The organism is Methylocystis sp. WRRC1 (genome assembly GCF_020733155.1).
Classification (GTDB): domain Bacteria; phylum Pseudomonadota; class Alphaproteobacteria; order Rhizobiales; family Beijerinckiaceae; genus Methylocystis.
In genome coordinates this window covers 1,872,981-1,896,352 of record NZ_JAJFZJ010000001.1, presented here as the reverse complement: position 1 = coordinate 1,896,352, position 23,372 = coordinate 1,872,981, and the positions used below count along the sequence as shown (strand labels likewise).

The 23,372-nt window shown below is 59.8% G+C and carries 20 protein-coding genes and 1 pseudogene; 6 read left to right on the top strand and 15 right to left on the bottom strand.

Features of this window, described 5'->3' with window-relative positions; all coding sequences use genetic code 11:
- Window positions 1-150 precede the first annotated feature (150 nt).
- Window positions 151-2,559, top strand: coding sequence for a rhamnan synthesis F family protein (locus tag LG047_RS09135; RefSeq protein ID WP_227966393.1), 2,409 nt, complete (start codon window positions 151-153; stop codon window positions 2,557-2,559).
- Between the two features lie 10 nt (window positions 2,560-2,569).
- Here the strand turns inward: LG047_RS09135 and rfbA are convergent, their stop codons facing one another.
- The 11 genes from rfbA to LG047_RS09080 all read right to left on the bottom strand — a co-directional run bounded on the left by rfbA (window position 2,570) and on the right by LG047_RS09080 (window position 14,643).
- A complete protein-coding gene (gene rfbA / locus LG047_RS09130; protein WP_227966392.1) occupies window positions 2,570-3,439 on the bottom strand; it encodes a glucose-1-phosphate thymidylyltransferase RfbA in 870 nt (289 codons plus the stop codon).
- A 9-nt stretch (window positions 3,440-3,448) separates the two neighbouring features.
- The gene (gene rfbD / locus LG047_RS09125) at window positions 3,449-4,348 is read right to left on the bottom strand and encodes a dTDP-4-dehydrorhamnose reductase (protein ID WP_227966391.1); all 900 of its coding nucleotides are present in this window, start codon (window positions 4,346-4,348) and stop codon (window positions 3,449-3,451) included.
- The gene (rfbC, locus tag LG047_RS09120; protein WP_036284072.1) at window positions 4,345-4,896 is read right to left on the bottom strand and encodes a dTDP-4-dehydrorhamnose 3,5-epimerase; all 552 of its coding nucleotides are present in this window, start codon (window positions 4,894-4,896) and stop codon (window positions 4,345-4,347) included. The genes rfbD and rfbC overlap by 4 nt, the downstream gene beginning before the upstream one ends.
- 40 nt (window positions 4,897-4,936) lie before the next feature.
- Complete coding sequence (gene rfbB / locus LG047_RS09115) at window positions 4,937-5,983, bottom strand: dTDP-glucose 4,6-dehydratase (protein ID WP_227966390.1); 1,047 nt, start codon at window positions 5,981-5,983, stop codon at window positions 4,937-4,939.
- Window positions 5,984-6,914: 931 nt separating this feature from the next.
- Complete coding sequence (locus tag LG047_RS09110) at window positions 6,915-7,649, bottom strand: cyclopropane-fatty-acyl-phospholipid synthase family protein (protein ID WP_036284070.1); 735 nt, start codon at window positions 7,647-7,649, stop codon at window positions 6,915-6,917.
- 108 nt (window positions 7,650-7,757) lie between these two features.
- Window positions 7,758-8,510, bottom strand: coding sequence for a bifunctional 2-polyprenyl-6-hydroxyphenol methylase/3-demethylubiquinol 3-O-methyltransferase UbiG (locus LG047_RS09105; protein ID WP_227966389.1), 753 nt, complete (start codon window positions 8,508-8,510; stop codon window positions 7,758-7,760).
- Window positions 8,511-8,546: 36 nt separating this feature from the next.
- Window positions 8,547-9,284, bottom strand: coding sequence for a class I SAM-dependent methyltransferase (locus LG047_RS09100; protein WP_227966388.1), 738 nt, complete (start codon window positions 9,282-9,284; stop codon window positions 8,547-8,549).
- Complete coding sequence (locus tag LG047_RS09095; protein WP_227966387.1) at window positions 9,281-10,240, bottom strand: hypothetical protein; 960 nt, start codon at window positions 10,238-10,240, stop codon at window positions 9,281-9,283. The genes LG047_RS09100 and LG047_RS09095 overlap by 4 nt, the downstream gene beginning before the upstream one ends.
- Window positions 10,233-12,953 carry a glycosyltransferase gene (locus LG047_RS09090; RefSeq protein ID WP_227966386.1) on the bottom strand — a complete coding sequence of 907 codons (2,721 nt, stop codon included), beginning with the start codon at window positions 12,951-12,953 and terminating at the stop codon, window positions 10,233-10,235. The genes LG047_RS09095 and LG047_RS09090 overlap by 8 nt, the downstream gene beginning before the upstream one ends.
- Before the next feature lie 33 nt (window positions 12,954-12,986).
- Complete coding sequence (locus tag LG047_RS09085; RefSeq protein ID WP_227966385.1) at window positions 12,987-13,142, bottom strand: hypothetical protein; 156 nt, start codon at window positions 13,140-13,142, stop codon at window positions 12,987-12,989.
- 160 nt (window positions 13,143-13,302) lie between these two features.
- Window positions 13,303-14,643 (bottom strand): methyltransferase domain-containing protein, encoded by a 1,341-nt coding sequence (locus tag LG047_RS09080; protein ID WP_227966384.1) that lies wholly within the window; start codon window positions 14,641-14,643, stop codon window positions 13,303-13,305.
- Window positions 14,644-15,400: 757 nt separating this feature from the next.
- On the opposite strand from LG047_RS09080, the gene cysD reads away from it, so the two are divergent.
- The 3 genes from cysD to LG047_RS09065 all read left to right on the top strand — a co-directional run bounded on the left by cysD (window position 15,401) and on the right by LG047_RS09065 (window position 19,103).
- On the top strand, window positions 15,401-16,303 hold the full coding sequence (gene cysD / locus LG047_RS09075) for a sulfate adenylyltransferase subunit CysD (RefSeq protein ID WP_227966383.1): 903 nt from the start codon (window positions 15,401-15,403) through the stop codon (window positions 16,301-16,303).
- Window positions 16,303-18,198 (top strand): sulfate adenylyltransferase subunit CysN, encoded by a 1,896-nt coding sequence (cysN, locus tag LG047_RS09070; RefSeq protein WP_370635032.1) that lies wholly within the window; start codon window positions 16,303-16,305, stop codon window positions 18,196-18,198. The genes cysD and cysN overlap by 1 nt, the downstream gene beginning before the upstream one ends.
- Before the next feature lie 86 nt (window positions 18,199-18,284).
- Entirely contained in the window at window positions 18,285-19,103 is an 819-nt protein-coding gene (locus LG047_RS09065) for an ABC transporter permease (protein WP_227966380.1), read from the top strand.
- 37 nt (window positions 19,104-19,140) lie between these two features.
- Here LG047_RS09065 and LG047_RS19565 read toward each other — a convergent pair whose 3' ends face one another.
- The 3 genes and pseudogenes from LG047_RS19565 to LG047_RS09055 form a co-directional block, all read right to left on the bottom strand.
- Window positions 19,141-19,266 carry a hypothetical protein gene (locus LG047_RS19565; protein ID WP_255679553.1) on the bottom strand — a complete coding sequence of 42 codons (126 nt, stop codon included), beginning with the start codon at window positions 19,264-19,266 and terminating at the stop codon, window positions 19,141-19,143.
- A gap of 582 nt (window positions 19,267-19,848) precedes the next feature.
- On the bottom strand, window positions 19,849-20,814 hold the full coding sequence (locus LG047_RS09060; RefSeq protein WP_227966382.1) for a bifunctional 2-polyprenyl-6-hydroxyphenol methylase/3-demethylubiquinol 3-O-methyltransferase UbiG: 966 nt from the start codon (window positions 20,812-20,814) through the stop codon (window positions 19,849-19,851).
- 47 nt (window positions 20,815-20,861) lie between these two features.
- Window positions 20,862-20,972, bottom strand: a pseudogene (locus tag LG047_RS09055) (IS5/IS1182 family transposase); the annotation flags it as partial.
- Between the two features lie 87 nt (window positions 20,973-21,059).
- Here LG047_RS09055 and LG047_RS09050 point away from each other — a divergent pair.
- Together LG047_RS09050 and LG047_RS09045 are read left to right on the top strand one after the other, a co-directional pair.
- Complete coding sequence (locus LG047_RS09050; protein WP_227966381.1) at window positions 21,060-21,332, top strand: hypothetical protein; 273 nt, start codon at window positions 21,060-21,062, stop codon at window positions 21,330-21,332.
- Window positions 21,333-21,344: 12 nt separating this feature from the next.
- The gene (locus LG047_RS09045) at window positions 21,345-22,163 is read left to right on the top strand and encodes an ABC transporter permease (protein ID WP_227966380.1); all 819 of its coding nucleotides are present in this window, start codon (window positions 21,345-21,347) and stop codon (window positions 22,161-22,163) included.
- A gap of 37 nt (window positions 22,164-22,200) precedes the next feature.
- Here LG047_RS09045 and LG047_RS09040 read toward each other — a convergent pair whose 3' ends face one another.
- Window positions 22,201-23,370: a GSCFA domain-containing protein gene (locus tag LG047_RS09040; protein ID WP_227966379.1), complete on the bottom strand. Its 1,170-nt coding sequence runs from the start codon at window positions 23,368-23,370 to the stop codon at window positions 22,201-22,203.
- Between the last annotated feature and the right edge of the window lie 2 nt (window positions 23,371-23,372).

Below are 23,372 nucleotides of genomic sequence, written 5' to 3'. Positions count from 1 at the left end.
CTTTGGCGGATGAGTATTCGGGATTTCTGGCTAATCGATGACCGTGTTTCGGCAGGCGCTGCGGGCTCGACCTCGGATTCGCTCTGGCCGGTTCGGACGCAGCTGGGGTAGACAGGTCGGATGAAGCCTAAGGAAACAACGTTTCAAGGGGTGCGTCGTCACCTGCGCAACGGCTATGTCATTCTGACGACGCGCGGCGTCGTGGCCCTCTATGGCGCGGCGATGCGCGAGGCGGCGAAAATCGTCGATTCGCCGGTCGGCGTTTTTCTGGCGCCCCGCGACGTCTTTCGCGACGGTCCACATTTCCTGCGGGAGCACGGGTTGCGCGCGACGATCGGCGCAATGCTGCGGCAGACGGCGGCGACCTATGATCCGCCGCTCGGCAGGCGCCGCAATCCGGTCAACGACCCGCTCCGCGAGCAGGCGATAAACTATTATTATTCTTATGATTTGACCAAGCCGGACGGTGTCGTCCCCTCGCGTCGGCCCGCCAATGAGATGGACTTTGCCCTCGAGACGCCCTTCGCTTTCGCGCCGAAGCCCGCGCGCGAGCGTCCAATCGCCGCGATCGTGCATGGTTTCTATCCGGAAATCGCCCCGCTCGTGCTGGAGAAGCTGAAGAACGTCACCGGCCCGGTCGACCTTTTCTTCTCGACCGACACGCAGGAGAAAAAACGCGCCCTGGAAGATGTCTGCCGCGACTGGCCCAAGGGGCGGGTCGAGATTCGCATCTGTCCGAATCGGGGCCGCGACATCGCGGCAAAATTCTTCGGCTTCCGCGACGTTTACGCCGATTACGACCTTTTCATCCATCTCCACACCAAGCGCTCGCCTCACGGCGGGGCCGCGCTGGCGCGTTGGCGCGACTATCTCTTCGACAATCTTCTCGGTTCGCCCGAGATCGTGAATTCGATCCTGTCGCTGTTCGACGATCCCAAGATCGGGGTCGTTTTCCCGCAGCATCTCTTCGAGCTGCGCGGGATTTTGAACTGGGGCTATGACTACGATCACGCGCGCGCGTTGATGAAGCGCATGGGCGTCGAAATCGACAAGAATCTCGTGCTCGAATTTCCCTCCGGCTCGATGTTCTGGGGCCGCTCCGCCGCCTTCAGGCCGCTTCTCGATCTCGACATCGATTTCGACGATTTCCCCGAGGAGGGCGGTCAGGTCGACGGCACGCTCGCTCACGCCATCGAGCGCTCGCTTCTGATGATCGCCGAATCGCGGGGCTTCGAGTGGCTGAAGGTCGCGCGGCGCGACCTCTATCCGATGCCGCAGACGCTCCTGCCCGTCCACAGCAAGGAGGAGCTTGCAAAGCACCGGCTCAAGGTGTTTCAGCCCTGCCTCTCCAATGTGGACATCATCCTGCGCCCGCAGGACCGCGGCATTGTGGAAATCCGTCCGCTGCTGTCCTACCCGTCGCGGAATGTGCGGCCCCGGCTCAATCTGCTGATTCCGACCGTCAACCCGCAGCAGATTTTCGGCGGCGTCGCCACGGCGATCAAACTGTTTACGGAAATTGCCGACGCGCTGGGCGCCGAATATGACCGCCGCATCGTCACGACCGACGCGGACATCGAGCCGGAAGCATATGCGAGGCTTTCGGACTACACGCCGGTTCCTTACGTGGCGAGCCTCGACGAAGGCGCGCGTCTGCTCGTCGACACATATGAACGCGAGGGCGGAAGACTCGATCTGCGCGCCAACGACATCTTCATCGCCACCGCCTGGTGGACGGCGGGCTTCGCGGCGGATCTCGAGCGCGATCGCGAGCGGCTTTTCGGTTCGAAGCTGCCTTTCATTTATCTCATCCAGGACGACGAGACCTATTTCAACGGCCGCAGCTCGCGGTCGGCGCTCGCCGAGGCGACCTATCGTCACGGCGAGCGCATGATCGCGATCATCAATTCGGAAGAGCTGTTCTCGGTCATGACCGGGAAATACGCCTTCCGCGAAGCCTATTTCATTCCATACGAGATCAACCGCCGTATTTCGGCGGCGCTCGCGGAGAAGCCGCGCGAGCGGCTGCTGCTCGTCTATGGCCGCCCGACCGTCAATCGAAACGCCTTCGAACTCATCTGCGACGGGCTCTTTCGCTGGCAGCAGCGCGATCCGATCCGCGCCAGCCGCTGGCGCATTGTCTTCCTCGGCGAGGATTTTCCCGACACTCTGCTCTACCCCGTGGTGAACGCGTCGGTCGGCGGCAAGGCGAGCCTGGAGGGCTACGCCGACCATCTCAGCCGCGCGAGCGTCGGCGTCTCGATCATGATTTCACCGCATCCCAGCTACCCGCCGCTGGAGATGGCGGAGGCGGGACTGACGACGATCACCAATGGATTTGAAGGGAAGAATCTTCAGAGGCGCTTCGACAATATCTTGTCGCTCGAGCGGCTCGATCCCGCATCGCTCGCCGACGCGATCGAGTCCGCCGTCGCGGAAATGGAGCCGCGCATCGGCTCGATCATCGCGCGCGCGACGCCGAAGACGCCGCCGCGCGACGAAACCCGGCTGTTCGATCTTGCGGCTTTCGCGGAACGCCTGCGCGCAATGCGCGCGTAAGGGCGCTGCGTCAAAGATCGGGTTCGGTCAGCACCTGCGCAATATATTGCCCGTAGCCGCTCTTTGCGAGGCCGGCCGCCGCTTCGCGCGCCGCGCCCTCGTCGATCCAGCCGGCGCGATAGGCGATCTCCTCCAGACAGGCGACCCTCTGCCCCTGCCGCTGCTCGATCGCGCGGACATATTCGCCGGCCTCCAGCAGCGATTCCGGCGTGCCGGTGTCGAGCCAGGCGAAGCCGCGACCCAGCCGCACCACGTTCAGTTCGCCGAGCTCCATGTAGATGCGGTTGAGATCGGTGATCTCCAGCTCGCCGCGCGGCGAGGGCTTCAGTTGCGCCGCGAATTCCGCCGCGCGCGTATCGTAGAAATAAAGCCCCGTGACCGCCCAGTTGGATTTCGGCTTCGCGGGTTTTTCTTCGATCGAGACCGCGCGTCCGGAGGCGTCGAAGTCGACCACGCCATAACGTTCGGGATCGCGCACGTGATAGGCGAATACGGTCGCGGAGCTTTGCGGCGACAATTGCAACGCCTCGGGCAGGCCGTGGCCGTAGAAGATGTTGTCGCCGAGGATCAGCACCGAATGACGGCCTTCGACGAACTCGGCGCCGATAATATAGGCCTGCGCGAGCCCTTCCGGCTTCGGTTGCACGGCGTAGGAAAGCGACAGGCCCCATTGCGCGCCGGAGCCGAGGAGGCGCTTGAAGGAGGGCAGATCCTCCGGCGTGGAGATGATGAGGATCTCGCGCACGCCGGCGAGCATCAGCGTGCTCAGCGGATAATAGATCATCGGCTTGTCATAGACCGGAAGCAATTGCTTCGAGGTGACGAGCGTCATGGGATGAAGCCGCGTGCCGCTTCCCCCGGCCAGAATGATGCCCCGCATGAAACGATCCTATCTTGATGGCGTGACGAGACGCGCGACGCAATTTTCGAGCGACGCCCGCCAGGGCGGCAGCGCGACGCCGAAGCGCTCCTTGAGCTTCGTGTTGTCGAGACGCGAATTGGCGGGTCGCCGCGCCGGCGTCGGATAGTCGGCGGTGGTGATCCGCTTGACCCGCACCGGCTTGCGTCCGAACCGTTCAGCGATCGCGAAGGTCGCTTCCGCGAAATCCGCCCAGGTCGCTTCGCCCTGACCTGTCATGTGAAAGACGCCGCGCAGCTCCGGCGACGGATCGGCGGCGAGGCGGCGGGCGATGACGATGAGCGCGTCGGCGATGTCGATCGCATTGGTGGGATTGCCGAGCTGATCGGCGACGACGCCGACTTCCTCGCGCGTCTCGCCAAGGCGCAGCATGGTCTTGACGAAATTCGCGCCGAAGGGGCTGTAGACCCAGGCGGTGCGCAAAATGGCGTGATTGGCATGGATGGCCGCGATTTTTTCCTCGCCCGCAAGCTTCGAGCGCCCATAGGCGCCGGTCGGGCCGGTGGGGTCGTCCTCGCGATAGGGGCGGTCGAGCGCGCCGTCGAAGATGTAATCCGTCGACAGGTGCAGCAGCGGCACGCCGAGTTCGGCGGCGGCCTCGGCCACATTGCCCGCGCCCTCGCCGTTGACGCGCATCGCGACGTCAGGCTCGCTTTCGGCCTTGTCGACCGCCGTATAGGCGGCGGCGTTGACGATGGCGTCGCAGCCCGTCTGCCGCAGCGTCGCGAGAACGGCGTCGCGCACGCCGAGATCGAGTTGCGGCCGGCCCAGCGCGATCATCTCCACATCGTTCGGCGCACGCTCGATGAGGGCGCTGACGACCTGGCCGGTGAGGCCGGTGACGGCGAGGCGAAGGCGGCCGGCGCTCATGGAAACACCTCGGGCAGATCGCGCAGCCGCGGCCATTTCTGATCCTTCGCCGACAGAACCGCGTTTTTCGCCACATCCGGCCAGGCGACGCCGAGATCGGGATCGTCCCAGGCGAGGCCGCAATCATGCTGCGGCGAATAGAAATTGGTGACCTTGTAGAGAACCTCGGTGTCGGGCTCGAGCGTCACGAAGCCATGCGCGAAGCCGATCGGCACGAGGAGCTGCCGCCAGTTCTCCTTCGACAGCTCCACGGCGACATGGCGTCCGAAGGTCGGCGAGGAGCGCCGCAGATCGACGGCGACGTCGAGAATGCGCCCCTGCACGACGCGCACGAGCTTGTCCTGCGCGAAGGGCGCGGTCTGGAAATGCAGCCCCCGCACCGTGCCGACGTCGCGCGACAGGGAATGATTGTCCTGGACGAATTTATAGTGAAGCCCCGCCTTCTCCCAGGTCGAGGCGTTATACGTCTCGGAGAAGAACCCGCGCTCGTCGCCGAATTTCTTCGGCGTCACAAGCTTCAAACCCTCGATTTCCAGATCTTCGAACAAGGCCGCCCATCCTCTGTCGTTGCGCCGGCAAGCCCCCGCCTCAGAGGACGCCGAGACGCTCGCCGCGATATTTTCCGGACCTGATCGCCTGCCACCATTCCTGATTGTCGAGATACCATTGCACGGTCTTGCGCAGGCCCGTCTCGAAACGCTCTGCCGGTTTCCAGCCGAGCTCGCGCTCGATCTTGGAGCTGTCGATCGCGTAGCGCAGATCATGCCCCGGACGATCGTTCACGAAGGTGATGAGATCGCGATAGCCGCCGGCGCGCGGACGAAACTCGTTCATCAGATCGCAGATCGCATGGACGACGTCGATATTGCGCCATTCGTTGCGTCCGCCGACATTGTATGAGTCGCCGACGACGCCCTCGCGCGCGACGAGCATGAGCGCCGCCGCGTGATCCTCGACATAAAGCCAGTCGCGAACATTCTCCCCGCGGCCATACACCGGCAAAGGCTTGCCCTCGATGGCGTTGATGATCATCAGCGGGATGAGTTTCTCCGGGAAGTGATACGGCCCGTAATTGTTCGAGCAATTGGTGACGATGGTCGGCAGTCCGTAAGTGTGACGCCAGGCGCGCACGAGATGGTCCGACCCCGCCTTGGAGGCGGAATAGGGCGACGTCGGCGCATACGGAGTGTCCTCGCGGAAGAGGCCGTCCGCGCCGAGCGAGCCGAACACCTCGTCCGTCGAGATGTGCTGGAAGCGGAAATTCCCGGCTCGGTCGGTGGGGAGGGCGCGCCAATATTCCAGCGCCGCCTCCAGCATCACGAATGTGCCGACGAGATTGGTCTCGATGAAGGCCGCTGGCCCGTCGATCGACCGATCGACATGGCTCTCCGCGGCAAGATGCATAACGACGTCGGGCTGAAATTCCGAATAGGCGCGACCGACGGCGGCGCGGTCGCAGATGTCGGCCTGCAGGAAGGAGAAGCGCGGATCGTCGGCGACCGGTTTAAGAGAGGCGAGATTGCCTGCGTATGTGAGCTTGTCGAGAACGAGGATATGATCGTCGCTGCTATGGATGAAGGCGCGCGAAACCGCTGAACCGATAAATCCGGCGCCCCCGGTAATTATTACTCTCATCAAGACCTCGCGTGCCAATCCGTTGCTCGGCGCCTCGCCCTCAATGGAGCGCGTGGCGCATGGCTTTCGCCCCCGCGCCGACAGGGGCGGCGGCCTGACGTCAGCTTGCAGCCTTCATCGGAGCGGACTCAGCCGCCCGACGACCGATATGTGATGCTGCGCACTCGCCGGTGAACGCGTACGCCGCCGCGGCTTGCTCAAGTCTGGAATGGGCGCTGCGACGAAATTCAGATCGATCATGACGTTCTATCTTTTTCCTGTCTGACTTCCAAATCTCGGTTTCTACGCCGCTTGGTGAAAGTTGTGCGGGCCTTCGCAACAAGGCGGCCCGCCGTATATTTTGGAACGTCGCACAGGTCGTTACGCGCCGCGCCCGGTTCCGGGCCGCTCATTTCTTCCCGGTTGGACGACGCTTCGTCAATTTTCAGAAAACACGTATTTTGTCAACGCGTTACGGCGTAGCTTGGCCCGCCGGCGTCATGATCGCAGCCGCACGGGCAGGCGGACATGCTGTCGCGCTGGTCATGATGAGGCGACACGCGCGCCTTACGGGACGCAAAGAATCACAAAATTATCGACGGCGAGGCAATTAGGATGGTCATGTTGGACGGCGAAGCGCGGCGTGGCGACATCCGGTGCGATCGCCGGGCGGGACGGTGGAATTATGATTCGCACGCCTTTCGCTGCGATAACATGATTTGTGTTTATTGGCTTCGCTTCACCCAAGGCAGTTCGACCGCGATTGCGCTGCGCGGCCTGCCGGGTGCGGGAATTTTCACGGCTGCCGCCGGCAAAGCGTCTGGCATTGTCGGCGCAATCGCCCCCCGGGGGGGAGGGGACAGCGATGCAGCGCTATCCTGCAAGGACCGGCGCTGCATCGGTTGCATCAGTCACATAAGGTTTTCGTCGGGCGTGGCCAGTTGTTTCCGGCTCACGCGATGCACGACAGGATTTTTTCGTCGGTGAGCGGCTGGCGCAGCGTCGCGACGAGCAGGATATCGCGGCCGGACGTGTCCAGCATGTCGATCTCGAAGCCCAGACGCGGGAGAATAGAGCGAACTTGATCCGGCGACATCCATTCGAATTTCGCCGTGTGCAGGTTCATGCGGCTGAAGATCGTTTTCGTGTCGCGAATGAGCTTGTCGAAGCCGCCGTCGCTGCAGACGTTGGACAGCGTCATGACGAGCCGGCCGCCCGGCTTGAGGCAGCAGGCGGCGGTGACCAGATAGGCGATCAGATATTGCAGATCGACATGCACCATCGCGTCGATCGAATAGACGGCGTCGAGCTTGCCCTTCCAGCCCTTCGCCTCGATCGTCTCCCGCAAGGTCGCGCTGCGCGTGTTCAGCAGGAGCGGCGTGACGCGCGAGATGAGGCCGGCTTCCTTCAGGCGGTTGCAGAAATGCTCCTGATAGCCTGAGCTGATGTCGGCGGCGATGACTTCGACGCCCGAATTTTCAAGCAGGCGGATCGTGTATTTGCCCGAGCCCGGGCCAATCTCGACGGCGGTCTTCCAGTCTGCGGCGCCATTGTCGAGGAACAATTTCTTGAACAGGCGGTCCCAGCTCTCGGGCGTGCCCCATTCGTCGCCCGGCCAGAAATCGCCTGATCGCTGCGTGTTCTTCGCGTAATAATCCCAATGTTGCTGGTAAATATTCTCGGACACGGTCTGTTACTCCTGTCTTGTCGGTCTGCCGGTCGCAATGTGCGACATCGCGATCGGCGCGGGGGGTTGGAGCATGGTCATTCGCGATTGGGTCCCGGTCCGGGCCGTTCAGCTCTTGTCCATCACCCATACATGTTGATAGCGAATTGCGCCGAGCCGGCGGGTCGGCCCGAAGCGCTTTCCGAGCTCCTCCATGAATTCAGTCGATACGATCGTGTCGCCGAAGATCGGCTCCTGACCCAGATTGCCGGGCGTTCCCTTGAACCATATGCCCTCGGTCGCCAGCGCGTTTTGAATTTCGTCGGCGAGCTGGGGATATTTGACCGGAATGAATTCGTCGTGTCGCACGGTGAAATATAATTTGCCATTCGTCTTCAGCGCCCGATGGAGGCGCTCTATGTTGTGCAGGAACGCCTTCTTCGAAAAATGCGTGAACACTGAAAAGGTCGTTATCAGGTCATAAGCATAGGGCTCGAGATCAGTGTCCGCGAGAAGCTCGGACACGGTCCAGCATTTGTTCCTGAAGCCGCCTTTTGCGATATTTTCGATGGAGATCGACCAGGCGTCCACGAGATCCAGCTGCTCGGGGCCGCCCTTCGCCAGCAGCAGCGAGGCGAAGCGCCCAAAACCGCAACCATAATCCAGCCCACGCCATCCCGGCTTGAAGGCGCCATCCTTTTCGAGGAAGGCGAGAAACTCCAGACCGCTTTGAATGATCTGGGGTCCGTAGGCGCCCGTGTAGGTCGTCTGGACGGTCTGGTTCGGCCAGCAGGGAAGTTTTCCGCCGCTCAGTTCCGGCTGTGTCAGCAGATCATATATCTGGCGAGGCGTTTTGCCTTCGAACGGATTTACATATGTCATGGACTTTATGGCTCCGGGCTGAAGAGACGATGTGCGCTAAATCTGGGGAAGGGGCCGATCGCGAAGCCGCTCCGGCGTGACGTTGAGCGCGGGCAGGGTCTGGTAGGCGGGGATATTGATTTTCGTGATGATCGCAACGTCGGAATGTATTTCGACTTTTGCGATCGAACTCGGGCCGGCCACCGAAACGACGAATTCGAATATGAGGTTGGTCAGCGCGGGCTTCTGATACCACGGATGGGTAGGCGCCGCCGACGGGCGGCGGTGACTCCACGCCCAGTCTTCGAGAATATAAAGGCCGCCCGGTTTGAGATAGGGGAAGCAGATTTCGAACGATGGTTTCGAAAACTCATAGAGATGTGAGGCGTCATCGATGATGATGTCGAGGCCCTCGGGAAACTCCCTCGGAATGATCTCGTCGAGCTTTTCGCGATCGGATTGCGATACGCCGTAATAGGGCTTTATCACAGAGCCGCGCGCGATGTGCGCTTCGAGCGCGGGAATAGGGTTTTTGTTGAGTTCGACGCCGACGATCTTTTCGGGGTTGTAGAGCTTCTCGTAAAAGACGCTCGAGCCCCCCTGGAACATGCCAAGTTCCAGAATGTGCTTGGGTTTGCGCTGTATCAGTTGGCGGTAAAGATTGACCATCTTCCTTGTCTTGACGAAGGTAAAACAGTCGACAGTCGACAGCGCCCTGTCTTTACCGGCGCGGAAATCGATGCGGAACTGGACGCCGTCGATCTCGAAGATGTTTTCCGCCTGCCAGATGATCATTTCTTGCCTCTCTTATGCATCTCGAACAGCACTCTTGCGAGCATCTGCACTTGCTCCTTACGCAAATCTTCGGAAGTCACGACGTCGTAATCCGATGCGCGCGGCAACGCGAAAAGGGTTTCCGGCGTATCGCTCGACGCGAAATAATGTTCCCGAACCCATGAATTGGAGGCCGCATATCGTGCGATGATCGCCAGACGCTGGTCGATCGTCAACACCGATTCCCGGCTGCGTCTGTGACTTGCGTCGTCTAGGTAATGTTCGAGGAACTTGTAAAATTCATTATCGTGCGCATCCTTGAAAAAACCGCCGCCGGCGACGAGGTCGACGATCGCTTCATTGTAGCTCGGATTGACGGCGACGCTGCGATCATTCACGAAAGCCGAGTGATCTCCGAGGATAAACTGGCAGAAATCGTCGACCACGTCGCCGTTTTTCAGCCGGTTGCGTTCGAAGAGCCGCAGCCGCACACGATGGCGGCCAAGAACCGCCTCCCAACGCTCCACGACGCGTCGCCAGTTGCCGAGCCCGCCGAGGCACGACGCGATCCACGACCAGAGGTCCTCACCCGTCTTTACATGCCATTGCTGCCAGGATGAGAGGAGCAGGTCATCCTGGCGGCGCAAATACATGATGACCTCGACATCCTCGAACTCTTTGGCAATGTCGATGAACCAGAATGCGTAGTCATTGTCGACGCTGCCGAGATTCTCGGCGCTGACGATGACCTGCTTGACGCCGGGATGCGTCATTAGATCCCTGATTTTTTGTGTTGTTTCGTGCTTCGCGATTTCCCGCGGCGCGCCTCGCCTTTCGTGAAAATACCATACGTGATGGCCCTCGACGGGCGGCTGAATCTCCATGGACAAATTCGGAACGACAACGCCTTCCGACGAGAGCTGCTCGACATTGTTTCGCAGAAAATGTTGTATCGCGGAGCTGCCGGTTTTATTCACGCCCGCGTGTATCGTTAGCCTTGATGTCATTCGTCGGGACCCCCTTCAAACCGGCAACCTTATACACCTTCTCATACTGCGTAACCAAATGATCGAAATCGTAAAGCTCAGCGATCTTCCTCGCGCCCCGAACGTATCTCGCATGTTCATGAACATTCAGCATTTTGTTCATCGCCGCGGCCACCTCTGCAATAAAGACGTCGTCGTCCTCTATGTTTGGAACGAGGACGCCGGCGGCGATATCGTCGGGTTTGATCATATGTTTGAGTTCGCCGATATCGGTCGCGATGACGGGGATATTCTTGATGATCGCCTCGATGATCGTCAGCGGATATGACTCGCCCTGAAATCTCGTGGGGAGAAGCGCGCAGTCGCACATTTCGTAAAAGGCCATGATCTCGCGCTGGTAACCCAGGAAGATGATCCCCTCCTTTTCATTGTGGGCGTTGTAAAGCTCCTCGTAATCCGGCCCCTCTCCACAAAAGACGACGTAAACCGGACGATGGTTTTCCGCGCGCACCTTCTCGAGCGCCTTTGCGGCGATGTCCCATCCCTTTGGCAGGATGGCGCGCGACGCGACGCCGAAAACGAATGCGCTTTCTTCAATTCCCAGCGATTGACGCGTGTAGGGGAAAGTGGCGTGACGCAGAGGGACGGCGTTCGGCAATTTGGTCGTGGCGGCGCGATTGAGGCCGAGGGCTTCGAGCTTTTCCAGATTCTTGTCGGAAATGTAGACCCAATGCTGGACCGCGGACATGATCGACATCAGAGTGGCGGAGTCCACCTCGGTGACCTCGTACGATCCGTGATGCGTGACGACATAGGGCAGGCGCCGGGCCCGGATCGCCTTATGGTAGTCAATGTCGGCGGCGATGTAATGCGTGTGAACCAGATCGATCTGCTGGCTTTCGAGGAAACGATCGAATCCAATTTCATCAATCAGATTGCGCTCGTAGATAGCGATTCGGGAGTCGAGGCGGCCGCGAATTTCTTCGTTCTCGCCGGCCGTCATCAAGGGCATGACGGATACGGCGTATCCCCGTTCGGCTAACGCGTTCGCCAGATTGATGGGGAAAATTTCGCCGCCGCCCGTCAGGAAACCGAGGATCATGATCAGGATATGAGGGCACACTCTTTCCTGATTTATCAGTGTGTTGAGGCTGAATACCGCGTCGAGGTTGGATCCTGGCTCATCGCCGAGCGCCTTCAGGAACTGTGTGCGAACGATCCGATAGAACCTGCAAATGTTTGCATCGCTTACGCCATACATTCGCTGCAGCTCGAGCGCGATGCGAAAATGTTCTTCGTAAAACGAGAGCGAACGAAAGCTCGAAACGGAGGTGTTCTTCGCATGCTGCCGGAAAAAGGCGATCGCTCTCGGATCGAAAGCGATGCGTCCGCCATGAGCAAGATGCATGTAAAGAAACCAGTCGCCGCAGACGCGATAGCTTTGCGCTTCCGTCCAGATTGACTTTTCTATCGTCTGGCGCCGGATCAGGCATCCGCCCACATTCGCAATGACGTTACGCAGGCCGAAGGGGCCCTTGAACCACTCCGGGGCGCTCTCGACGCGCGGTTCGTTCCAGAAGCCGCGCGCGGCGCTCTCCCGATACTCGTCGAGACCCGCAAGGGGCGCGCCGTCCGCCGACGCAAATTGAATTGCGCCGAATGCGATCATTATGCTCGGATCGCAAAAATATGGCGCGAGCGTGCTTAGAAATTTCCTGTCGCAGAAATCGTCGCTCTCGCAAATCCACAAGACCTCGGCGCTCGCCATGGAGACGCCCTTTTCCCATTGCCGGAAAACATTGCCGGAATTCTCGTCGTTGAGCACGATTTTGAGAGGGATGTCGATGGTCTTTGCGATCCGCTCGATGACCTCGCGACTATCGTCGGTGGAGGCGTCGTCAAGTATGATGATCTCCTCGGGGAGCCATTCCTGCGCGACGATCGACTGGATTCTCTCCTCGAGGAATCGGGCGTGGTTGAAATTGGGGATGATTGCGGATACGCGCGGACGCGCCGCCGAGCCGCGCTTGTGCCGGTGATAATAATCCGGCAGCCGCCCTTCTCTTTGCCCATACGTGAGATAATGGTACAGCGGATTTATACCACCGCGCCCGATGTCCGGATAACGTTTCAAATAATAGTTTGTCGAAAACCACGGGCAGGGGTCCCGGCGTTCGCGCCACCCATGTTCATTGAAGTGGTCGACGAGCTGATCGTCATTCAACGGATGGAGGTCCGGGTAGGTGGACCGATAGAAATTCGTATCGAACGCCCCCGCGACGACCGACCTCTGTTGCGCGAGGACATCCTCCGACATCCCCGGCGCGCCCTCGGGCGGCCGGCGGCTCGACTCCGTCCCGGCGGAGTGGGAGGCGGCGCCTCTCCGGGAATCCGAAAGGCGAGACGCGACAACAACCCGCCCCTCTTCACGGCCATGCGTCAGATAGTGGTAAAATGGATTGACGTCCGCCTCCGCGACGTCGCCATTCGCCTTCAGATATTCCTCGGTAGAAAACCATGCGCAGGGGTCGCGGCCATGACGCCAGCCGACGACGAAGTAATGCTCGGCCAGATCTATCGAAGAATCCGCCACGTCGGGATATGCGGAAACATAAAACTGGGCGTCAAAGTGCTGACGGATGACGTCGACGCCGTCCACCGCTTGATTTTGCTTGCGTGAGAAGTACGAGATGAGGCGGCGCATCGAGATCTTTGACCCTGGTTATTATTACGTGATTCATACACAGGAAATATGAATCATGTCCACGGCGGTAGCGTGATTGCGCCAATTGACCTCGCTTGCTGTCGATAAACCATCAGCAACCTCCGGAAAGATCTGACGACGCTCGCGCTTGATAACCTCGCCGACGCGTGCGGCTTTCTGACGGCGCAACGCCCCGCTCCGGCCTCCGCGAGCAGCCATGAGTGGAATCGGCGAAATCGGCTTTATCCTGCCGCCTTAAGCTGAGCAACTCTAAGCAAAAGCTAAGCTTTTGTAAACGTATAAAAACTCGCAAACACAATAAATGTCGTCTATTTGGATGTCGATATTGTTACGAGCGGATGACGCTGCGCAAGGACTGGACGATATGCGTCCCGTATCGCCCGGTCGCGCGCGCATTACGCAGGACGCCGCAGATCGCCGCCAGCGTTGCTTCATCGCCGGGATGGGCGTTCGCGCGGGCAATGACCTCCGCGGGGGGCTCCCTGTCGCTTGCGGCATAGGCGGCGACGATGGGATTGTATTTGTCCCAGAGAACCCTGTTGGTCGGGTTCAGGCCGCACACGATCAGCGACCCGGCCGGCGACGAATCGATCGGAAGCAGAACCAGATCCGGTCGATGCGCCTTGAGGATTTGATAAACCTTCCAGACGTCTCCGGTCCAGGCGCCCGTTCTCCGCACGCGCTCCGCCTGGGCGGGGTGATTCGGAAAGATGTCGTCGAAAACAATGAGACTCGCCGGCGTCGCCGCACGCTCGAGGTTCATGAAGTCGCGCAGGGCGAATTCGAAAAGATGCATTCCGTCGACGAAGGCCAGATCGAAGGAATCGCTCAACCATTCCTTGTGGGGACCGGCAAAAAAATCGTCGCTCGTAAGTGCGACGATGTCTGTCGTCGCAGGAATTGGCAGTTTAAATTGAGGCTCGGGGTCGACGCCGACCGCGGGACACTCGGCGAGGACAAGGCTGTCGCCGTGACGAACGCCGATTTCAATGTAAAAACCGGGAGCGAGGCCCCGATGCAAATCGGCGAGCACTTCGAGGTAGCCGCGTTTTCCCTGGACGATCTCCTCGTCGGGGGAGCCACGGAAATAGGGCGCTCCGGCGGGGCCCCTCGAGCGCGCGCGCGCCACTGGCCACGGAAACGTCGCGAGAGGCGTCTCCTGTCGCTGAAAAACCCCGACCAGATCCTGCCATGGGCCGCGTTCGTCTCGCCATAAGTCTACGAGATGAAGTTTCGCGTATTTGGCGAGCGCGTGATAGGCGTCCGGATAAAAACGATAGCAGTCGACGGGGTAGCGGTGGATTGGTCCCGCCGACGGCGCAATGAGAAAAATGAAGCCTCCTGGTTTCAGCACGCGCCCCATTTCGGCGAAGATCAGCCAGAAGAATTCGGCATGTTCGAGCGCCTGTCCGGACACCACGATATCGAATGTTTCGTCCGCAAAAGGCAGGACGTAAGGGTCGTCCAGCACAAGGTCGACGCCATCCGCCGGCGCCAGATCGACGCCGGTGTATTCAAAATGAGTGCTTGGAAAAATCGTCCGATAGGAGCCATTTACATTTGCGGCGCCCAGATCGAGCACCGTCGTCTTGCAGGCGGTCTCGAGCGGCCCTCCCTGAATGAAGCGCCGGAAGCAGAGTTGCATATTTTCGAGCGAACTTGCGTGCACAGGATGTCTTCTCTCGTCCATCCCCCGATGCGGGGCGCGATTCGGCCGGAGAGCCCGCGCATTGGCTGAATGCGTCCCGACGTCGCCGGCCCCGATGCGGGCATGGCGCCGAACCCGAATACCGCCTGCGCTGACGCCGCTCAGCACAGGAGATGACTCTCTAAATCCGCGCAAACTTGGCTCTAATTGACCCCCATTCATCGGGCCCGTCAAGCGACCAGCGCGAGTAAAGATCATTGGAGCTGACAAGATAAAGAGCGCGTCTGCCGCGTCTCCGAGGCTTGCACAATTGTTCGGCGCCGATTAGAAAAATCGGGCTCGCGCAACATATTTTATGGCAAGAATGCGGTCGCCTTTCCGCAGGAGATCGGGAGTTCGATTATTTCACAATAAGCGATTCGTCGGGGCGAGCCGCCGCAAATATGCCTCGATTAGCCGCTCCGTTCACGTGCGTTGTAATATTATGTAATAAACAATTCAAAATTGCATCATTGAACAAACTTGCGACACGGCCGCAGAGAGCGGCGTGGATTTGCCATTCGCCGCCAGGTCCGCGTCGGCGCGTCATCTTCGGTCCGGAGCGCTGCTTGTCCGGGGTGGTGTGCGACGCGAGGAACAAGGGGGAAGCGGCGTCTTGCGGCCCCATTTTAGCAAATGAATTCGACAAGCTTTCAAATCGCTTGGATGACGACTATGATGTGTCATCGTCTCTTTTTCGTCGGGAGCGCGATCAAGCCGGCCCGTCTGGATGAACTCAATGTCCCTGCCACCGCATTTGCGTCGTCTCGAGTCTGAAGCCATCTACATCCTTCGGGAGGTCGTCGCGGAATTCAAGAACCCGGTCATGCTCTATTCGATCGGGAAAGATTCGAGCGTGATGCTACATCTCGCTCTCAAGGCCTTCTATCCCGCCAAGCCGCCATTCCCGCTGCTCCATATCGATACGACATGGAAATTTCGCGAGATGATCGCCTTTCGCGACGAGACGGCGGCGCGCGTCGGCATGGATCTCATCGTCCATACGAATCGCGAAGGCGTCGAGCGCGGCGTCTCTCCGATCACGCATGGCTCGTCCGCCTACACCCAGGTCATGAAGACCGAGGCGCTGCGTCAGGCGCTCGACAAATACAGGTTCGACGCTGCGTTCGGCGGCGCGCGTCGCGACGAGGAAAAGAGCCGCGCCAAGGAAAGAATTTTCTCACACCGCACGTCCGCCCACGCATGGGATCCCAAAAACCAGCGGCCGGAATTGTGGCGGGTGTTCAACACACGCATCGGGCCGGACGAATCGGTGCGCGTCTTCCCGCTCTCCAACTGGACCGAGTTGGACGTGTGGGACTATATCGCTCTGGAGAACATCCCCGTCGTGCCGCTTTATCTCGCCAAGGATCGTCCCATCGTTCAGCGTGACGGCGCTCTGATCATGGTGGACGACGAGCGATTGCCGCTCGGCGAGAATGAGGCCGCCGTGCTTCGTCGCGTCCGCTTTCGCACGCTCGGCTGCTATCCGCTGACCGGCGCCATCGAATCCGACGCCGACTCGCTTGAGGCGATCATCGCCGAAATGCGTCTTTCCACCACATCCGAACGACAAGGCCGCCTGATCGATTTCGACGAGGCTGCGTCGATGGAAAAGAAGAAGCGCGAGGGCTATTTCTGATGAGCGACGCGATTCAAATGGAGCGGCTCGCGGGGAGCGGCGCGATGCCTGCGCGACCGACCCTGCGCTTTCTCACCTGCGGCTCCGTCGACGATGGCAAATCCACGCTGGTCGGTCGTCTGCTGTACGAGCGTCAGCTGATTTTCGACGATCAGCTGGCCGCGCTGGAAAAGGATTCCAAAAAGCACGGCACGGTCGGCGAGGATATTGACTTCGCGCTGCTCGTCGACGGTCTCGAGGCGGAGCGCGAGCAGGGAATCACGATCGACGTCGCATACCGCTATTTTTCCACGCCGGCGCGTTCCTTCATCGTGGCGGATTCGCCCGGTCACGAGCAATATACTCGCAATATGGCGACCGGCGCCTCGAACGCCGATCTGGCCATTCTTCTCGTCGACGCGCGGAAAGGCTTGCTCACCCAGACGCGGCGTCACGCGACCATCGTGTCGCTGCTGGGCGTTCGCCATGTCGTGCTCGCGGTCAACAAGATGGATCTCGTCGGCTATGATCCGGTCGTCTTCAACAAGATTGTCGCCGATTTCGAACAGGTCGCTGCTGCGCTGAATTATCAGTCGATCGCCGCGATCCCGATGTCGGCGCGCTTCGGCGACAATGTCATTTCGCCGTCCACCAACATGCCATGGTACGCGGGCGACTGCCTGCTCGCCTACCTCGAGACGGTCGATGTCGAAAGCGCGCTTGGCGATCAGCCGATGCGCATGCCGGTTCAGTGGGTCAATCGCCCCCATCTCGATTTTCGCGGTTTCGCCGGATCGCTTGCATCGGGACGATTGAACGTCGGCGATGAGATCGTCGTCGCCGCCTCCGGCCGTTCGACGCGCGTTGCGCGAATCGTCACAATGGACGGCGACCGGACTTCGGCCGAGGCGCCCGACTCCATCACCGTAACCTTCGCCGACGAGATCGACGCCTCGCGCGGGGACGTGCTGTGCCACAAGCAGCATCGTCCCGACGTCGTGGATCAGTTCGCCGCCCATCTCATCTGGATGAGCGACGATAAACTGCTGCCCGGCCGCTCATATTTGATGAAGATCAACGGCCGCACGATCGCCTCGACCGTCACCGAGATCAAGCACAAGCTCGACGTCGACACCGGCGCCAAGATCGCAGCGAAGACGCTGGCGCTGAATGAAATCGGCTTCTGCAATATCGCCTCGGCCGCGTCCGTCGCCATCGATCCTTACGAGGCCAATCGGACGACGGGCGCCTTCATTCTCATCGACCGGTTCACCAACGCCACGGCCGCGGCGGGCATCGTCGCCTTTCCGCTGCGGCGCGCGACCAATGTCCATCTGCAGGAGCAGTCGGTTTCGAAAGCCGTCCGTTCCAGGGTCAAGCACCAGAAGCCCGCGATTTTGTGGTTCACCGGCCTGTCCGGCGCCGGCAAGTCGACCGTCGCCAATCTCGTCGAGACGAAACTCGTCGAGCGACACGCGCATACGATCATGCTCGACGGCGACAATATCCGGCATGGCCTGAACAAGGATCTGGGTTTCACCGACGCTGACCGCGTCGAGAACATCCGTCGCATCGGCGAGGTTGCAAAGCTGATGGTCGACGCCGGGCTGATCGTGCTTTGCGCCTTCATCTCGCCATTCAAGGCGGAGCGCCGCATGGTGCGGTCGCTGGTCGAGGACGGCGAATTTATCGAAATCTTTCTCGACACGCCGCTAGAAGTCTGCATCGCGCGCGATCCCAAGGGTTTGTATAAACGGGCGCTCGCCGGCGAGATCAAGAACTTCACCGGCGTCGATCAGGTCTATGAACGCCCCGAGGAACCGGAACTGCATGTGAATTTCACGAGCCAGACGCCGAGCGACATTGCGGATCACATCGTCCGAGAGCTCATCGGCAGGGGGATTGTACACGATTGAGGCGATGGCGCGGCGACGGAAGATCATTTTTACGCCACCGTTGCGTGAGACATTTCGCGCCGTCTCCACCGTAGGGAAAGGGTAAGATGAGTTTTGCCGCCGATCGCTCGTCGCAGTCCGCGCTCACCCAGCTCGCAGCGAAACTCGCTCATTTCCGGCACCTGATCAGCGCCGTTCTTCTGCAGGACATGCGCAGCCGCTTTGGAGCAAGCTATCTCGGCTATCTGATAGCCATCGCCTGGCCGCTCACGCATATGGGCTTCATTACGGCCGCCTATTTTCTCAGGACGCAAGTCGCGCCGGTCGGCGACAGCCCGACGATGTTCGTCGCAACGGGCGTCGTCCCCTATATCCTCTGCTTCTATCCCGCGCGAACCATGGCGCTGGCGATTGCGCAGAATCGGCAACTGCTCAATATTCCCGTGCTGAAGCCGTTTCATATCCTCCTGACGAGATGCGTCCTGGAAATTCTGAACGCGATGGTCGTCCTCGCGCTGTTTCTGTTCGTACTTTACATGTTCGACGTCGACATCATGCCCAATGATCTCGTCGAGGCCGCCAAAGCGATCGGCGCGGCGGTATTCCTCGGCATCGGGCTCGGATTTCTCAACGTGATCCTGACCGCGATTTTCGGGCCTTTTTTCATGACCTTCTTTGTATTGGTGATGATTGGCCTCTATCTCATGTCCGGCGTCTTTATTCCTACATGGATGATGCCGGAGCAGATGAGGGAATATGCGATCTACAATCCCCTCCTGAATGTGGTCGAATGGCTGCGGTCGGCTTATTACACCAGCTATGACGCGGAGCTGATTAACAAGCCTCTCGTTCTTTACGTGGCCGGGATATGTCTTGCGCTGGGGCTGGTTGGCGAGCGCTACGTGAGGGGCAGGTTCTTTCGCTGAAGGCGGCGCCGACAAGAATGAGGAAGAGGCGAGGGCGTTACGCTTCGTCGGGTGGGGGCTCCGTCGCAGCGGGCGATTCGTTCGCCGCTTCCGTTTCTTCCGGGGAAGCAATCGCGGCGATCGAGGCGAGCTCCAGCGCCTCCTCGTCGCACATCACCTTCATTGCGGCCGTTACAGGATCGACCTCCGGCGCAGCGCGGCCGGGAGAAAAGGCGCGCGCACGGTTCGTCGCAAGGCTTCTTCCGCGACGCTGCGCTTGATGAAATGCCGATCGAATAGCGGCTCAATGGGAGTCACCAGCGCCACAGGGGCTCTCGCGGCTGATACAGATCCTATGAGTGTAAATCGGCATCCAATAATCGCTCTGACTCAGTTTTGATGCAGTCGCGGCGCCGACTGCTGATGGCTTCTTCATGGAATCAGCCCCATGATGACAGTTCTGCGCCGTTCCGCGAACATTCCGCCTAGCTTTCGAGCAGACCGGATTTCAGTGGACGGCGCGACCATGATCATCAAGGCGAAGTCGGGCGCGCTTCTCGACCGATTGACCCGCCAAACAGCTCTTTGGGAGTCAATATCGGGCGCCGATCCACTAGCTCACGAGGTCTAAATTGCACACCGAAACTCAGACACCGTGCAAGTGGACGCTTTGTTCATTAACGCTTCGCAAAAATGCGACCGAGTTTGTTCCCAAGCAGGAAGTTACTAACACGAGCGCGGACGCCAAGCGTGGTCCATTTCGACCCTATTTGAATCCGATAATCCGACGGCGGTTATATGTTTCGAGCACATGTCGCGACGGCGAATGCGGAAAGTCCTTGAGGTCAAGAGTCACTTCAATTAGATCCTTGAATCCGACCGCCAACATCATGTCGATGACCGCACGGTATGTAGGCTTAAGTTCGAGGCGCCTCGCGCCTCTGGCGTGGTCCGGCTGGTTCACATTGCCGACTTGAATCTGGGCGAATCCCGAGAAGGCCTCCCGCGAGCAGTTCGTGTCGACCACAGCAATTTCGTTGCAGAGCGCGTAGGTGATCTCCATAGCCTCGATCGGCTGTGTGAGATGGTACATTAGTCCGAGGTTGTAGACAACGTCGAACGTGCCGTTCTTGACCGGAGTAAGGTCGAGGATATCGGACTGACGCACCTCGATGTCCGGCGTTCCCAAATAGGCGATAAGGTCCCGTGCCTTATCCACGTTCTCCTGGCGGATGTCGAATCCGGTAACCCGACAGCCGCGGGTGGCCATATCGATGCCCATTCCGCCCCAGTTACAGGCCATGTCGAGCAGCGTCTTGCCCTTCAGATCCCTTCCATAGAGTTGTGCGACGACGTCATTGATCGATTGCACGCGCATGATGGCGTGCGCCCGGCCGTCCGCCTCGCCGTGCTCCCGGGATTTAGTCGAATACCCGCCGCCAAGATAGAAATAGTAGCCCCAACGGTGCTCCAGGAGCTTTTCTAGTGCGCCGGGGTTTCGAGCGTAAGCCTCCTCGGCCGCCTGCATGCTGTCGGGCAACCGGTCAACGAAGGTCGCCTGCACGCTCGGCAGCAGGAACTCGATCGGAGCGAACCCACTGTCAATTGTCGCTTTTCGCCATGCAGCAAGCTGACCCGTAGAGCCCTTTGCGTCGATCTGAACCGGGTGATTGGCCCATGTTACGGGCTTGTATTCCGTCTTCAATCTTTTCGAGAGTCTATCGTCCTGCATATCTGATTCTCACTTTCGTAGATCTTAGAGTCCGTCCCAGAAGTTAGTCAACAATTGCAGAGATTTCGTAGCATGAGCCGAATGGACGCGAAACGCAGGAACACGAGCGCTGTGATATTGAGGTTTTCCAAATCCTTGGCCAGTCTTCGGATATGTCCCGCTTGATGTTGAAATGCCGGTGAGTGGTGGCGTTGCTCTCCCTGAGCCGTAGGCTCGGGGTGTCGATCCCGACGGAGAGCAACACCATGAGGAAAGCTACCACATCGCCGCTGGCTCTCGCCAGCGCCGCCGAGATGACGACCGCGGTCGAACCGGCCTGGGAGGGTCTCGGCAAGAGCTTCGAGCAGTTTTGCTTGATTGCAGGGTTGGCGAGCATGACGCAGATGCTCGACGAAGACGCGAACGCGCTGACGGGGGAGCAGCAGGCGATTTTTACACGATTGAGGCGATGGCGCGGCGACGGAAGATCATTTTTACGCCACCGTTGCGTGAGACATTTCGCGCCGTCTCCACCGTAGGGAAAGGGTAAGATGAGTTTTGCCGCCGATCGCTCGTCGCAGTCCGCGCTCACCCAGCTCGCAGCGAAACTCGCTCATTTCCGGCACCTGATCAGCGCCGTTCTTCTGCAGGACATGCGCAGCCGCTTTGGAGCAAGCTATCTCGGCTATCTGATAGCCATCGCCTGGCCGCTCACGCATATGGGCTTCATTACGGCCGCCTATTTTCTCAGGACGCAAGTCGCGCCGGTCGGCGACAGCCCGACGATGTTCGTCGCAACGGGCGTCGTCCCCTATATCCTCTGCTTCTATCCCGCGCGAACCATGGCGCTGGCGATTGCGCAGAATCGGCAACTGCTCAATATTCCCGTGCTGAAGCCGTTTCATATCCTCCTGACGAGATGCGTCCTGGAAATTCTGAACGCGATGGTCGTCCTCGCGCTGTTTCTGTTCGTACTTTACATGTTCGACGTCGACATCATGCCCAATGATCTCGTCGAGGCCGCCAAAGCGATCGGCGCGGCGGTATTCCTCGGCATCGGGCTCGGATTTCTCAACGTGATCCTGACCGCGATTTTCGGGCCTTTTTTCATGACCTTCTTTGTATTGGTGATGATTGGCCTCTATCTCATGTCCGGCGTCTTTATTCCTACATGGATGATGCCGGAGCAGATGAGGGAATATGCGATCTACAATCCCCTCCTGAATGTGGTCGAATGGCTGCGGTCGGCTTATTACACCAGCTATGACGCGGAGCTGATTAACAAGCCTCTCGTTCTTTACGTGGCCGGGATATGTCTTGCGCTGGGGCTGGTTGGCGAGCGCTACGTGAGGGGCAGGTTCTTTCGCTGAAGGCGGCGCCGACAAGAATGAGGAAGAGGCGAGGGCGTTACGCTTCGTCGGGTGGGGGCTCCGTCGCAGCGGGCGATTCGTTCGCCGCTTCCGTTTCTTCCGGGGAAGCAATCGCGGCGATCGAGGCGAGCTCCAGCGCCTCCTCGTCGCACATCACCTTCATTGCGGCCGTTACAGGATCGACCTCCGGCGCAGCGCGGCCGGGAGAAAAGGCGCGCACGGTTCGTCGCAAGGCTTCTTCCGCGACGCTGCGCTTGATGAAATGCCGATCGAAAACGCGCATCACATGCGCGACGCCCTCCGGCGTGACGCTGCGCCTGTCAGCCGCGAAATAGTCGGCTCCCGAGAAGCCTCCCGCGATAATTTCGTAGGAAGGGAAATAGGCTACCCGCTTTGTGTTTCGGGCAAGAATGTCGCATGCGACGCGCAGCGCAGATTTGGAATAGACGGTCGAAACCATCACATGCCGCGGCTCGGCGGTCGCCGCCAGCGGTACGGGCGAGACGGTGAGAATGACCCGCGCGCGAGGGTTGACGCTCTGCAGACGATCGAGAAACGCCGTCATGTCGGCCACGACCTCGTCGACGCCGAGATTGATGAATTCATGCGCGGCGGGCGCATAATCGCCGCCGGCGACGCCGGGGCAAAGGGGGAACACCGCCCCGTCCGCGCGCGACCGCCAGGCCTCGGTCAGGCCAAGGGTGAACACGAAAACGTCGAGCGTCTCGAAAGCTTCGCGAACCGCCGCGAAATGCCGCTCGCGATCCATGTCCAGTTCGCGGATCGAGTTGAATCCCCCGGGCTGGATCTGTGGCCTGAAGGGATCGATAACCACGCCGGCGCCCTCGCGCCAATAGTTTTCCTGTGGCGTGAATCGGCCATAGGCGCGGTCGAAAAGCTGCAACAACTGGCGGCTCGTGTAGATGTTGCCGTAGCGCGCCGTGTAGATCTCATAGTTGAGCTCAATTGCCGCCTTTGGCGTTAAAAAGGGATGCGGCGTTTCGGTTATCAGATAGTTGCAGCCGCCGCTTCTGAGGTGGCGGCCGATATGTTGCGCGAAGCAGCTTCCCGCAGTGGCGATTTTTTCTCTCGGGCCGAAACGAAACGGCGGCTCGATTATAGGGTCGATTTCATTGGCGGCGACGTCTGTGACGGCGCGACGCCAATAGGCTTGAGGCGGCAGCCGTGAGTAGGGGGTCGTTTTCATCG